General features: G+C 73.0%; 11 protein-coding genes and 1 pseudogene. 3 read left to right on the forward strand and 9 right to left on the reverse strand.

The genetic code is table 11. The annotated features are described in order from the left end of the window. Nucleotides 1–6: 6 nt before the first annotated feature. From JWR81_RS13100 to iolC, 5 genes are all read right to left on the reverse strand, one after another. Nucleotides 7–1503 (reverse strand): CoA-acylating methylmalonate-semialdehyde dehydrogenase, encoded by a 1497-nt coding sequence (locus JWR81_RS13100; RefSeq protein WP_297651041.1) that lies wholly within the window; start codon nucleotides 1501–1503, stop codon nucleotides 7–9. After that, nucleotides 1500–3368, reverse strand: coding sequence for a 3D-(3,5/4)-trihydroxycyclohexane-1,2-dione acylhydrolase (decyclizing) (iolD, locus tag JWR81_RS13105; RefSeq protein WP_297651043.1), 1869 nt, complete (start codon nucleotides 3366–3368; stop codon nucleotides 1500–1502). The genes JWR81_RS13100 and iolD overlap by 4 nt, the downstream gene beginning before the upstream one ends. Then, complete coding sequence (gene iolB, locus JWR81_RS13110; RefSeq protein ID WP_297651045.1) at nucleotides 3365–4234, reverse strand: 5-deoxy-glucuronate isomerase; 870 nt, start codon at nucleotides 4232–4234, stop codon at nucleotides 3365–3367. The genes iolD and iolB overlap by 4 nt, the downstream gene beginning before the upstream one ends. Before the next feature lie 73 nt (nucleotides 4235–4307). Beyond that, nucleotides 4308–5063 carry an aldolase gene (locus tag JWR81_RS13115; RefSeq protein WP_297651067.1) on the reverse strand — a complete coding sequence of 252 codons (756 nt, stop codon included), beginning with the start codon at nucleotides 5061–5063 and terminating at the stop codon, nucleotides 4308–4310. A 112-nt stretch (nucleotides 5064–5175) separates the two neighbouring features. After that, nucleotides 5176–6132 carry a 5-dehydro-2-deoxygluconokinase gene (gene iolC / locus JWR81_RS13120; RefSeq protein ID WP_297651047.1) on the reverse strand — a complete coding sequence of 319 codons (957 nt, stop codon included), beginning with the start codon at nucleotides 6130–6132 and terminating at the stop codon, nucleotides 5176–5178. Between the two features lie 79 nt (nucleotides 6133–6211). Here iolC and JWR81_RS13125 point away from each other — a divergent pair, with 79 nt between their 5' ends. After that, on the forward strand, nucleotides 6212–6970 hold the full coding sequence (locus JWR81_RS13125) for a GntR family transcriptional regulator (RefSeq protein ID WP_297651049.1): 759 nt from the start codon (nucleotides 6212–6214) through the stop codon (nucleotides 6968–6970). 18 nt (nucleotides 6971–6988) lie between these two features. Here JWR81_RS13125 and JWR81_RS13130 read toward each other — a convergent pair whose 3' ends face one another. From JWR81_RS13130 to JWR81_RS13145, 4 genes are all read right to left on the reverse strand, one after another. Beyond that, a complete protein-coding gene (locus tag JWR81_RS13130; protein ID WP_297651051.1) occupies nucleotides 6989–7201 on the reverse strand; it encodes a DUF3073 domain-containing protein in 213 nt (70 codons plus the stop codon). A 175-nt stretch (nucleotides 7202–7376) separates the two neighbouring features. After that, nucleotides 7377–8591: an MFS transporter gene (locus JWR81_RS13135; protein WP_297651053.1), complete on the reverse strand. Its 1215-nt coding sequence runs from the start codon at nucleotides 8589–8591 to the stop codon at nucleotides 7377–7379. Between the two features lie 281 nt (nucleotides 8592–8872). Continuing rightward, a complete protein-coding gene (locus tag JWR81_RS13140; protein WP_297651055.1) occupies nucleotides 8873–9946 on the reverse strand; it encodes a glycine cleavage T C-terminal barrel domain-containing protein in 1074 nt (357 codons plus the stop codon). A 22-nt stretch (nucleotides 9947–9968) separates the two neighbouring features. Beyond that, complete coding sequence (locus JWR81_RS13145) at nucleotides 9969–10352, reverse strand: Fur family transcriptional regulator (protein WP_367278787.1); 384 nt, start codon at nucleotides 10350–10352, stop codon at nucleotides 9969–9971. A 232-nt stretch (nucleotides 10353–10584) separates the two neighbouring features. Between JWR81_RS13145 and JWR81_RS13150 the strand changes: the two genes are divergently transcribed. Then, nucleotides 10585–12129: a hypothetical protein gene (locus JWR81_RS13150; RefSeq protein ID WP_297651059.1), complete on the forward strand. Its 1545-nt coding sequence runs from the start codon at nucleotides 10585–10587 to the stop codon at nucleotides 12127–12129. 45 nt (nucleotides 12130–12174) lie between these two features. Beyond that, nucleotides 12175–12755, forward strand: a pseudogene (locus tag JWR81_RS13155) (hypothetical protein); the annotation flags it as partial.

Raw genomic sequence — 12755 nt, forward strand, 5'->3', positions numbered from 1 at the left:
CCGGCCTCAGTTCGCCGTCGGGAAGTGGAAGCTGGAGTCGCTGGCGGCCTCGACGCGCGGCCAGCGGGAGGTCACGACCTTGGCGCGCGTGTAGAACGAGACGCCCTCGGGACCGTGGATGTGCTTGTCCCCGAACAGGGAGTCCTTCCAGCCGCCGAAGGAGTAGTAGGCCATCGGCACCGGGATCGGGACGTTGATGCCGATCATGCCGACGTTGACGCCGCGCTGGAACCGCCGGGCCGCCTCGCCGGAGGAGGTGAAGATCGCGGTGCCGTTGCCGTAGGGGTTGGCGTTGATGATCGCGATGGCCTCGTCCACGGAGTCGGCGCGGACCACCGACAGCACCGGGCCGAAGATCTCCTCGGTGTAGACGTCCATGGACGTCGTGACGTCGTCGATGACGGTCGGGCCGACGAAGAAGCCGTCCTCGTGGCCGGGGACGGTGAGGCCGCGGCCGTCGACGGCGAGCCGCGCGCCCTGGGCCTCGCCGGTGCCGATCAGCCCGACGATCCGGTCGCGGGCGGCCGCGGTGATGACCGGGCCCATCTCACTGTCGGCGTCGCGGCCGGGGCCGACCTTGGTGGCCAGCGCCTTCGCGCTGACGGCCTCGACGATCGCGTCGGCCGCCGACCCGACGGCCACGGCCGCCGAGATCGCCATGCAGCGCTCGCCCGCCGAACCGAACGCGGCCGCGACGAGGTGGTCCGAGGCGTAGTCGATCGGGGCGTCGGGCATCACGATGGCGTGGTTCTTCGCCCCGCCCAGGGCCTGCACGCGCTTGCCGTTCGCCGTGCCGCGCTCGTGGATGTACTTCGCGATCGGCGTGGAACCGACGAACGACACCGCCGCCACGTCCGGGTGGTCGAGCAGCGCGTCGACGGCGGTCTTGTCGCCGTGCACCACGTTGAACACGCCGTCGGGCAGACCGGCCTCGGCCCACAGCTCAGCGGCCAGCACGGACGCACTCGGGTCGCGCTCGCTGGGCTTGAGCACGAACGTGTTGCCGCATGCGATCGCCACCGGGTACATCCACATCGGCACCATGGCCGGGAAGTTGAACGGCGTGATCCCGGCGCAGACCCCGAGGGGCTGCCGGAACGAGAACAGGTCCACCCCGCCGGAGACCTGGTCGGAGTACTCACCCTTGAGCAGCGACGGGATGCCGCACGCAAACTCGACGACCTCCAGGCCGCGCTGCACCTCGCCACGGGCGTCCGACAGCACCTTGCCGTGCTCGTCGGAGATGATCTCCGCGAAGTCGCCGATGCGGGCGTTCACCAGCTCGCGGAACGCGAAGAGCACCTTCACCCGCTGCGACAGCGACGACTGCGACCACGTCTCGAAGGCCGCCGACGCGGCACTCACGGCAGCGTCGACGTCGGCGACGCTCGCGAGCGGCACCTCCGCCTGCTGTGCGCCCGTGGCCGGGTTCCACACCGGGCTGGTGCGGGTGGAGTCGCCCGTGACCGGCTTGCCGCCGATCCAGTGCGTGATGGTCCTCACGAGTCGTTCCTCCCGATCAGGGGGCGCTGGTCTGCCTTGTGCGCCTCGTAGGTCTTGCGGGCCTGCTGCGTGCTGTCCAGCGCCGCCACCTCGGAGACGGGGACGTCCCACCAGCTCTCCGAGGACGGGACGGGGGCGAGCGGGTCGGTCTCGATGTGGATGGCCGTGGTGCGGTCCGACGCGCGGGACGCCGCGATGGCGGCGCGGAACTCGTCGATCGTTCCCACACGGATGACGTGCGCGCCCAGGGACTCGGCGTTGGCGGCGAGGTCGATCGGGAGTTTCGCGCCGTCGAGCATCCCGCTCCCGGTGTCGCGGTAGCGGTAGTTCGTACCGAATCGTTGTGATCCGAGCGACTCCGAGAGCGCCCCGATCGAGGCGAAGCCGTGGTTCTGCACGATGACGAGGTTGAGCTTGATGCCCTCCGAGACCGCGGTGACGATCTCCTGGGCCATCATCAGGTACGAGCCGTCGCCGACCAGGGCGAAGACCTCCCGGTCCGGGGCGGCCATCTTGATGCCCAGGGCGCCGGCGATCTCGTAGCCCATGCAGCTGTAGGCGTACTCCACGTGGTACTGCTTGGCATCCCGCGCGCGCCAGAGCATCTGCAGGTCACCGGGCATGGAGCCGGCGGCCTGGACCACCACGTCGCGGGCGTCGGTCTCCTCGTTGAGCGCGCCGAGCACCTCGGTCTGCGCCGGCAGCGGCTGGTGGTCGAGGTGGAAGGCCTGGTCGACCGTGCGGTTCCAGTCGGCGGCGTGCGTCGCCCAGGTATTCGTGACGTGGTGGCCGGCGAGGGCGTCGGTGAGCGCGTCGAGGCCTTCGCGGGCGTCGGCGACGAGCATCTCGCCGGCGTGCTTGGCGGCGTCGAGCGAGGCGATGTTGAGGTTGACGAACCGCACGTGCGGGTGCTGGAACGCGGTGCGCGACGCGGTGGTGAAGTCGGAGTAGCGGGTGCCGACGCCGACCACGACGTCGGCGTCGCGGGCCAGGGCGTTGGCGACGGGGGAGCCGGTGGACCCGATTCCGCCCACGGCGTGGGGGTGGTCCCACAGGACAGCGCCCTTGCCGGCCTGGGTGTCGGCGACGGGGATGCCGGTGGCGTCGGTGAACCGGCGCAGCGCCTCGGTGGCCTCGCTGTAGTGCACCCCGCCGCCGGCGACGAGCAGCGGAGCGTTCGCGGAGCGGATCACGGCGACGGCGCGGGCCAGTGCCGCCTTCTCCGGCAGCGGGCGGGGGATGTGCCAGACGCGCTTCGCGAACAGCGCGTCCGGCCAGTCGTGCGCCTCGGCCTGCACGTCCTGGGGCAGGGCGATCGTCACGGCGCCGGTCTGCGCCGGGTCGGTGAGTGCGCGCATGGCGCCGAGCAGTGCCGACGGGAGTTGTTCGGGGCGCCAGACGCGGTCGAAGAACACCGACAGTGGTCGGAACGCGTCGTTGACGCTGACGTCGTAGCCCGTGGGGGTCTCCAGTTCCTGCAGGACGGGGGAGGCGGCGCGGGTGGCGAAGATGTCGCTCGGCAGCAGCAGTACCGGGATGCGGTTGGTGGTGGCCAGCGCGGCGCCGGTGAGCATGTTGGTGGAGCCGGGTCCGATGGACGCGGTGCAGGCCATGGCCTGCAGGCGGTTGCGCATCCGGGAGTAGCCGACGCCGGCGTGCACCATGCCCTGCTCGTTGCGGGCGAGGTGGTAGGGCAGCTCGCCGGTGGGGGCGACCTCCAGCAGCGCCTGCCCGACGCCGGCCACGTTGCCGTGGCCGAAGATGCCGAAGCAGCCCGGGATCAGCCGCTGCTCGACGCCGTCGCGCTCGCTGTACTGGTTCGCCAGGAACCGCACGAGGGCCTGCGCCACCGTCAGCCTTGTCACTGGGACTTCTCCTCGGTGCTGGTCATCGGCAGGCGGGGGTCGATGTCCTGGCCGTCCCAGGTGCCGCGGACCCACGCGTGCGCGGGGTCGTCGCAGATCAGCCAGGCGCGGTCGGGGCTCGGGCCCGCCATGACGTTGAGGTAGTAGAGGTCGTAGCCGGGCGCGGCCATCGACGGGCCGTGCCAGCCGTGCGGGATGAGCACGGTGTCGCCGGTGCGCACCTCAGCGCAGACGTCGATCTCGCGGCCGGGGCCGGAGGTGTAGACGCGCTGGTAGCCGGGACCGTCGTTCCCGACCTCGAAGTAGTAGATCTCCTCGAGCACCGACTCGCCCTCGCGCTCCTCGTCGTGCTTGTGCGGGGGGAACGACGACCAGTTGCCCCCCGGCGTGAGGACCTCGACGGCGATGAGCTTCTCGGCCTCGAAGGACGCCGGATTGCAGAAGTTGTTGACCTGGCGGCTGGCCTGACCGGCGCCGCGCAGCTCCACCTGCACACCTTCGGCGGGTCCGTAGCGCGCCGGGAGCCGCTTGGTGGCGCGGGCGGCGGGCAGCGCGAAACGGCCGCCGGCCTCGGAGGACACCGTCACCTGCGCGTCGCGCGGGACGTAGGCGAAGTCCGTGACGCGGGAGAACACCGACCCGCGGCCGGCGAGCTCGAAGCGCTCGCCGTCGCACTCGACGACGCAGGCGCCCGCCAGCGGCAGCACCACGGTCTCGTCCTCACCGGTGGGGAAGGTGACGCTCGCACCGGCGGCCAGGTCGAGGACCCGCAGCGAGCTGTGGCCCCAGCCCGCGGTCTTCGGCGTGATGACCAGGGAGAACGGCGGCTCGGCCGTCTCGCCGGTGCGGATGACGTGCTCGCTCACCAGGCACCTCCGGTGGTCGTGCGCGCTGGTCGGGGCCAGGACGGTGTCGTCCGCGCACGGGCGGCGGGGCTGCTCACAGGAGTCCCACCGCCGCGTCCACGGCCTTGGCCACGTCGTCGTCGGGCGGGTAGAGCAGCGAGCGGCCGATCACCAGCCCCTGCACCGTCGGCAGCGCGAGCGCCTTGCTCCAGCTCGCGAACACCGCATCGGGGTCGGTGGAGACCTCGCCGCCGAGGATCACCGCGGGCAGCGTGGTGGCGCCCATCGCGCGTTCCATGTCCTCGACGATGGGCACCTTCAGCCAGGTGTAGGCCGAAGTACGGCCCAACCCGGCGGCCACCGTCATCGCGCGGATCATGGCGTCGGCGGTGAGCTCGTTGCGCACCCGGCCGTCCACGCGGTGGGAGATGAACGGCTCGACCATCGCCATCAGCCGGTGCTCGGCCAGATCGCCGACGGCCCGCGCGCAGGACTCCAGCGTGGCGACCGTGGCGGGGTCCTCGGCGTCGATGCGCGTCAGCATCTTCCCGCCCTCGTACCCCGACGCCGCGATGCTCGCCGCGTCGTAGGCGGTGAACCTGTCGTCGATCTCGAACGCGGTGCCGGCCAGGCCGCCGCGGTTCATCGACCCCACCACGACCTTGTCGTCCAGCGCGCCGAGGAGCAGCAGGTCCTCGAGCACGTCCGGTGTGCCGAGAACGCCGTTCACACCGGGACGGGACAGCGCGAGCACGAGCCGGTCGAGCAGGTCGCCCCGGTCGCCCATCGCGAACGGGCGGTCACCTGCTCGCAGCGCCCCGCGGGCGGGGTGGTCGGCGGCGATCATCATCAGCTTGCCGTGCTCGGCCAGCACCGAGGTGGGCCTGCGCCGCGCAACCGTGGCCTCGGCGATGGCATGGGGCCGTCGCGCCCGGGTGTCCACCAGGTGGCGGAGCTGGTCCTCACGCACGGACGGCCTCCTCGAGCTTGGCCTCGACCTCTGCGGCCGTGGGCATGGCGTCAGCACAGGCGAGGCGCCCGGCGACGATGGCACCGGCGGCGTTGCAGAACCGCATCGCGCGCTCGAGTTCCCATCCAGCGAGAAGTGCGTGGCAGAGCGCCCCGCCGAACGCGTCGCCGGCACCGAGGCCGTTGACCACCTCGACCGGTACCGGCGGCACCTCGACCTCTTCCGTGCTGTTGGAGGCCAGCACGCCCAGCGGGCCCTGCTTGACCACGGCCAGCTCGACGCCCGCGGCGTGCAGAGCCTTCGCCGCGGCGTGCGGATCGCGGACCCCCACGGCGGTCTCGCACTCATCGAGGTTGCCGACGGCGACCGTCACGTACGGCAGCGCCTCCTGCACCCATCGACGCGCCTCCTCGCGGGAGGACCAGAACATGGGGCGGTAGTCGAGGTCGAGGATCGTGATGCCGCGCCTGCCCCGCTCCCGCAGCGCGGCGAGGGTGGCCTCGCGGCTGGGCTCCTGCGACAGGCCGGTGACGGTGACCCAGAAGACGTCGGCGTCGCGGATGGCGTCGAGGTCCAGCTCGTCGGCGCGGATGCGCATGTCGGGGGCCAGGGCGTCGCGGTAGAAGTACAGCGGGAAGTCGTCGGGCGGGAAGATCTCGCAGAACACCACCGGCGTCGGCACGCCGGGCACGGCGGTCACGTAGCGGTCGTCCACACCGAAGCCGCGTAGCGCGTCGTGCAGGTACGCGCCGAAGGGGTCCTCACCGGTGCGCGTGATCACGGCGCTGCTCCGGCCGTACCTGGCCGCCGCCACCGCCACGTTGGACGGGCTGCCGCCGAGGTACTTGCCGAACGAGGTGATCTCTCGGAGCGAGACGCCCACCTGCAACGGGTACACGTCCACGCCGATGCGGCCCATGGTCAGAACTTGCACCGTGTCGGTCGTCACGCCAGAAGGTGTACTCTCGTGAAACATGTACGTCAACACTTTGTCCTGACAAAGTGCAGCGCAGACAGGAGAGCACGCGGTGCCGGAAGAGCTGTTCGCCGAGGGTCTGGTCCCGGACGTGGCGCTCGACAGGACGAGTCCCGTCCCGCTCTACTTCCAGGTCGCCACGCGCCTGCAGCAGCTCATCGAGAACGGTGAGATGCCGGTCGGAGGCAGGCTGGAGAACGAGGTGGACCTCGCCAACCGGCTGGGCGTCTCACGGCCGACGATGCGGCGCGCGATCCAGTACCTCGTGGAGCGCGGCATGCTCGTGCGCAAGCGGGGCGTGGGCACGCAGATCGTGCACCCCAAGGTGCGCAGGCCGGTGGAGCTCTCGAGCCTGTACGACGACCTGGCGAAGAGCGGTCAGCGTCCGCAGACCGAGATCCGGCTGTTCGAGGTCAAGCCCGCGCCCGACCACGTGGCCGAGGCCCTCGGCGTGCCCGACGGCACCGAGGTGGCCTGGTTCGAGCGGCTCCGTCACGCCGGCGGTGAGCCGCTGGCGATCATGCGCAACGCCGTGCCCGTGGACGTCCTACGGCTGCGGCGCGAGGACCTCGAGAACCACGGGCTCTACCAGCTGCTGCGGGCCGCCGGCCGTGTCCCGCGTATCGCCAACCAGGTCGTGGGTGCGCGAGCAGCGACCACCGCGGAAGCCCGCATGCTCGGGGACTCCCGCGGTGCGCCGGTGCTCACGATGACGCGCACGGCATGGGACGAAGCCGGGCGCGCCGTCGAGTACGGCTCGCACCTGTACCGGGCGAGCCGTTACTCGTTCGAACTGACCCTCACCAGCTGAGCGGGTGAGGGGTCTGACTCAGTAGCGGCTGCGACGCTCGCCGGGACCCTCGTCGTCGAGATCGGCGGGGGCGTACGGGTCGTCGTAGTCGTCATCCGCCTTCCCGTCGTCGTGGAGCACCGTCCCACTACCGATCTCGCGCTGTAGCGCGTCGAGATCCATCGTGGGGGAGCTGTACTTGAGCTCGCGGGCCACCTTCGTCTGCTTGGCCTTGGCTCGTCCGCGCCCCATGGCTGGTCCCCCTTACAACAGGGAAGGGGCGGCCGGATGTCTCGGCGGCCCCATTCATCTCATCAATGTCCTGGTGCCCACCGTACCTTGCTGACCGCCCGGTGTGCGACGTGGCACCTCCTGGTGAGACGACTCACGCAGTCCCGACGCGGATCCGACGCTCCGGGCGCGCTTGCTAGGGCCGCGCGGACGCACTCTCGCCCACCTCGGTGGCGCGGCCCGCTTCGGCGAGACGGTGCAGCGCCACCAGCGCTCCGAGGGCTGTGACCGCGCCCAGCGCGAGCATCGCGGGCCAGCCCGCCGCCTGCGCCACCAGGCCTCCGAGCGGCGGCGCCGCCGCGGCGCCCACGTAGTTCGCCGTGTTGGACACGGCCATCGCGGTGGCGGCGCGCCCCGGGGGCGCGAACTCGCCCGCGGCGGTGAACACCAGCCCGTTCCAGCTGATGGCCAGCGCCGCGGCCGGCACGAGTACCGCAGCCAACAGCGGGGCAGGCCCGGGCTCCACCACGGCGGCCAGTCCGAACCCGACGGCCACCGCCACGGCGACGATCCGCAGCGGGCCGAGCCTGCTGCTCGCGCGGTCGGACCAGAACCCGTTGCCCAGCCGTCCGAGCCCGCCCAGCACCTGGGTGAGCGCGAGCAGGCCGCCCGCGAGCGCCAGCGACATCCCGGCGCCGTCGTGCAGCACCTCCACCAGGAACACCGAGCCCAGGAACTGCGGCACCACCAGCAGCATCCCGCCGACGCTCAGGCGCAGCAGCCGGCGATCGGCCAGCACGGCGCGGACGCCGGTGGCGGGGGCGCGTCCGGTGGCCCGGTGCCCCGGGGGCTCGCGGATCCACACCGTCACCGCAGCGGCGGCGACGAGGCAGGTGCCCGCCAGCACCGCGAACACCCCGGGCACGCCCCACGCCGTCGCCACGGCCGGCAGAGCGACGGCGGCCGCGGCGGCCCCGATCGGCACCGACGTCTGGCGCACGGCCATCGCCATGCCCCGGTTGCGGGCGGGGAACCAGGTGAGCACTGCCCGTCCGCTCGCGGCGTTGACGCTCGCCCCCGACGCCCCGGCCAGCAGCAGGAGCGCGCCGACGCCGATCGGGTCGCGCACCAGCGTGGCCGCGCCCAGCGCGATCGCCGACCCGACCAGCCCGACGGCCATCACCCCGCGCTCGCCGAACCGGTCGGCGGCCCCACCCCAGGCGATGAGGGTGGCGATCAGGCCCACCGAGATCACACCGATCAGGGCTCCGACGCCGGCGAGGCTCAGCCCGAAGTGGTCGCGCAGCGCCGGGGTGACGGCCGCGATCCCGAGGAAGTAGGTGGCCGTCGCCGCCTGCGCGAAGGTGCCCACACCGAGGACGACCCACCTGTATCCGTTGCCTTCACCCATGGGGCGACGGTACGACGACTTCCCGCGATCCGGGACTTCGATCCCACTTATTGGGAACAGTGTGACTGCGGGAGGCCCCGCGCCGAGCGTGCGACGCCCCGGTCGAGCGGAGCCGTCGCGCGCTCCATGTGGTCGGCCACGTGCCCGCGACGAGGTCGCACGGGTTCCGTGTGGGGCGACCCTCTGCGTGTCGATCATCGGGGCGGCCGGTGCGTCGACACCGAGCGGGCAGTGGTTCCGGCGCCGGCCGGACCTACTGCGCGCTGATCATGCTCGGCCGGTCAGCCGCGCAGGCCGCCGCGCATCTGGGCGGCGCGTCCGGGCGGCAGTGTGCCGTCGTCGGCGGAGACGGAGTCGGGGTCGATCCGGGCGGGCGTGGCGCGTTCGTCGACCCCGGCCACGAGGTCCGTGTCGATGGGCACCGAGCGCTTGACCAGCGCCAACGCCACCGCGCCCAGCTCGTGGTGCTGCACCACGGAGCCCACGCGCCCGACCGGCCTGCCGTCGCGGACCACCGGGTCTCCCGGCACGGGCAGGTGCTCGTCGCCGCCGTCGAAGTGCAGGAGGACGAGCTGGCGCGGCGGGCGTCCGAGGTTGGCGACGCGGGCCACCGTCTCCTGCCCGCGGTAACAACCCTTCGCCAGGTGGACGGCGGAGCCGATCCAGCCCACCTCGTGCGGGATCGTGCGGTCGTCGGTGTCGAGGCCCAGCCGGGGGTGCAGGGCCTCCACGCGCAGCGCCTCGAACGCCATGGTGCCCGCCGGGCGGGCGCCGGCGGCCGTGAGCCGGGCCCACCAGGCGTCCTTCTCGTCGCGGGGGACCACCACGTCGGCGGCGTCCACACCGGGCCACTCCGTGCGCCGGACGAACCCGCCGCCGGGCAGGGCGACCGTGCCGTGCGGCGCCGCCGGTACGGCGACCTCGGCGGCGGCCAGCACAGCGGGGGTGTCCGGGCCGACGACGCTCAGCACCGCCAGCTCGGCCGTGGCGTCCCGGGGCTCGACCTTGGACCAGAACACCATCTTCGTCAGGTAGTCCAGCAGCTCGGGGACGCCGCCGGGCTCGGTGTCGAGGTACACGGTGTCGTCGGTGTGCGCGACGACCATGTGGTGCAGCACCCGGCCGTTGAGGTCGAGCACGAGCGCCTCGGTGCCGGTGTCGGCGGCTAGCTCGCTGACGTGCTGGGTGAGCAGCAGGTGCAGCCAGCTCAGCCGGTCCTCGCCGGGGACGGCGATCACACCGCGGTGGCCGCGGTCCACCACCGCCGCGGAGCGGGCCATCGCCCGCTGCTCGGCGAGCGGGTCGCCGAGGTGCACGGGCACCGCGTCGTCCATGTGGTGTTCGGGGAGAGTCATTCCTCAGGCCTCCGGCCGGGTGTCATGCGAGGTCGTCCTGCGGTGCGTGCTGGCAGGACGTGCAGAGCCCCGACAGTGCGAGATGGGTGACGTCGAGCTCGAAGCCGTCGCCGCGCAGGCGGTGGGCCAGCTCGTCGAGTAGGTCGGTGGGGGCCTCGGTGATCCGCCCGCAGCTGTGGCACACCAGGTGGACGTGCTGGTGCTCCTGCTCGGAGTACGTGGGCGCGCCGTGGCCCAGATGCGTGTGCCGCACGAGACCGATGCGCTCGAGCAGGTCGAGCGTGCGGTAGATCGTGGTGATGTTGACGGCGGGCGCGGACGCCTGCACCTGCGTGCAGATCTGCTCCGGCGTGGCGTGACCGAGATCGCATACGGCGTCGAGCACCAGCTGTCTCTGCGGCGTCATTCTGAGGCCGCGCTGGTGCAGGGTGCTTCGCAGCGAGGTGTCCACACCACGATGGTAGGCCGTCACCCCTATACCCCTTCGGACTCCGTCCAGCCTGTTGCGAAACACCGGCAGATCGACGAACGGTTCACGATCGGTATGCTCCGTCAGGGTGAACGACCACGATTGACCGAGACGATCTCCCTACCCTCGACGAAATGAGGGGTGTCAACACACTGGGGAAGGACCAACGATGACGGCCGACGCGAGTGGGGCGGGGGCCCCACGGTTCGACGTCGTCCTCCGCGGTTACGACCGCAGGCAGGTCGATGAGCACGTCGCACGGCTGCAGCGCGTGATGTCCCGGATGCGCGCCGATCTCGAACTGGTCCGCAGCCAGCCGATCCCCGTCGTCCCCCCGCCGCCGCCCGGTTACGGCGGTCCCGGCCCTGGCCAGCAGTACGGGCAGCCGCCCGGCCGCCCGCCGCGGCCCACCCCGCGCCCCCATCCCGGCGGGGACCAGCCGGACATGATCGGCAGCTTCACCGACCGCATGCAGAGCATCCTGCAGGCCGCCGAGGAGGAGGCCGCGGAGATCCGCAACAAGGCGCGGTCCGCCGCCCGCGCCGAGTCCGAGTCGGTCCGCGCCGAGCTGGCCGAGCTCGTCCGCCGGCGCGACGCCGTGCGCACCGAGCTCACCCGTCTCCGGGGCCAGCTCGAGGGGCTCCTCGGCGCGCCCACCGCGATGATGGCCGTCTCCCCGCGTGAGAGTGCGCCCTCGCCCGGACGTCCGCGTGAGGGCGCCGCGCCCGTGCCGACCCCGGGTGGCCGGGCCCCGTCGCCGTCGGGCGGTCCGGCCCCGCAGGGAGCCGGCCCCACAGGCAGCGCGCCGCAGGCCCCGAAGCCCGCTCCGTCGCAGGCTGCGGCGCAGGACCGGCCGGCCGGTCCTGCACCGGCCCCGAAGCCCTCCCCGCGCCCGGGCCCTGCGCCCGCGGGCCAGCCGAAGCCCCCCGGTCCGCAGGGTGGCCCTGGCCCCCAGAACCCCCAGCAGAGCGGTCCCCAGAACGTCGGCCAGAAGCCGGGGGGCCAGCAGAAGAGCGGCCAGCAGAACGGTGCGCCCCATGCCGGGGGCGGCGCCAATGCCACGGTGGCGGCGCGGTCCGTGGCCGCCCCCGTCCCGCCGATCTCCAAGCAGCCCACGCCGAACGGCGCGGTCCCGGGCAAGCCGGTGCCGGGCCAGAACGGCGCGTCGCGGCCGTCCTCCGGTCCGTCCGGCAGCGGGTCGCCGAACGGGTCGGCGGCGGGCGGTGCCGTGTCCAAGGGCGTCTCCAACGCCGCCGACCAGCGGTCCCAGGGCTCCACGGCCGGGGCGGCCAACCCGGCGTCCGGCGAGCCGGGCAAGGCGTCCCACCGCCTGCCCACCGGCGCCATGCCGGCTGTCAGCCAGTCCTCGTCGATGCGTCCGCGCAGCGAGCCCGATCCCGAGCCCGCCGACCTCTTCCGTCCGCAGCCGGGTCAGAAGGGCCGCGCCGAGCCGGAGCCGGGCCCGTCCGGACGCCCGGCCCAGGGGTCCGCGAAGGACGCCGGTGCGAAGCGTCCCGGCGACGTCGAGGTCACGGTCAAGGTGGGCTCGGTGCGCCCCTCCTCGCCGTCCGACGCCACGGTGCTCTCGCCCGTCACGCCTCCGAAGAAGGACGCTCCGAAGAACGGCGCGGCCGAGCCGGAGAGGCCCGGCACCGAGGAATCCGGCGGCCCGGACCGCGCCAACCGTTCGGCCTCGACGTCACGCTCTGGATGATCCCGATCGCGCACCGTCACGTCGCAAGGCGTACGGTGCGCTGTCATGCAGCTGGCTCTGACGCCGGAAGTGCTGTTCCCGCTGGTCGCGGGCGCCCTGGTGGCCGTCGCGGTGATCGCGGTCATCGTCGTGCTCGCCCGCGGCTCTCAGCCACAGACCGATGAGACCCTCGCGCCCACCTCGGCCGACTGGACGGGTGAGGCCGCCACCGCGGATCCCGAGCCCGTCGAGTCCCGGGCGTTGGCAGCCCTGCCCCAGCGCCTCACGGTGGCCGAGGCCGTCGCCGTGCGGGAGGCGGACACCGCCCCGCTCCCGATCATCTCGCCCGCGTACGCGACGGCGGCGCCCGCCGCATCGGTGACGATGTCGTCCGCCGCCGGTGAGGCGACGGGCGAACGGGTGATCGCCGCCGACCGGGTGCCTGCCACCGCGGAGCCGTCCGTCTCCGGTGACACCGCGGCCGCGGCCCGGCCTGCGCCGGCCGATGTCACCTCTGCGCCCGCCGCGACCTGGGAGCAGGCGCCCGCGGCCGCTGAGCCGGTGGTGGCGGCCGCGTCCCGGTCCTCCGCGCCGCTGACGGCCATGCCCACCGAGGAGGTGGCCCCGGGCGGGACCGCCGCCTCGCG

The sequence above is a fragment of the Pseudonocardia sp. genome, assembly GCF_025965585.1.
Taxonomy (GTDB): Bacteria; Actinomycetota; Actinomycetes; order Mycobacteriales; family Pseudonocardiaceae; genus Pseudonocardia.

What these genes read in the sequence shown, in the direction of transcription:
- JWR81_RS13140 (WP_297651055.1), bottom strand. Translation starts at nt 9,946, where the DNA reads ATGACTCTCCCCGAACACCACATGGACGACGCGGTGCCCGTGCACCTC.
- JWR81_RS13130 (WP_297651051.1), bottom strand. Translation starts at nt 7,201, where the DNA reads ATGGGGCGCGGACGAGCCAAGGCCAAGCAGACGAAGGTGGCCCGCGAG.
- JWR81_RS13150 (WP_297651059.1), top strand. Translation starts at nt 10,585, where the DNA reads ATGACGGCCGACGCGAGTGGGGCGGGGGCCCCACGGTTCGACGTCGTC.
- JWR81_RS13135 (WP_297651053.1), bottom strand. Translation starts at nt 8,591, where the DNA reads ATGGGTGAAGGCAACGGATACAGGTGGGTCGTCCTCGGTGTGGGCACC.
- JWR81_RS13115 (WP_297651067.1), bottom strand. Translation starts at nt 5,063, where the DNA reads ATGATGATCGCCGCCGACCACCCCGCCCGCGGGGCGCTGCGAGCAGGT.
- JWR81_RS13145 (WP_367278787.1), bottom strand. Translation starts at nt 10,352, where the DNA reads ATGACGCCGCAGAGACAGCTGGTGCTCGACGCCGTATGCGATCTCGGT.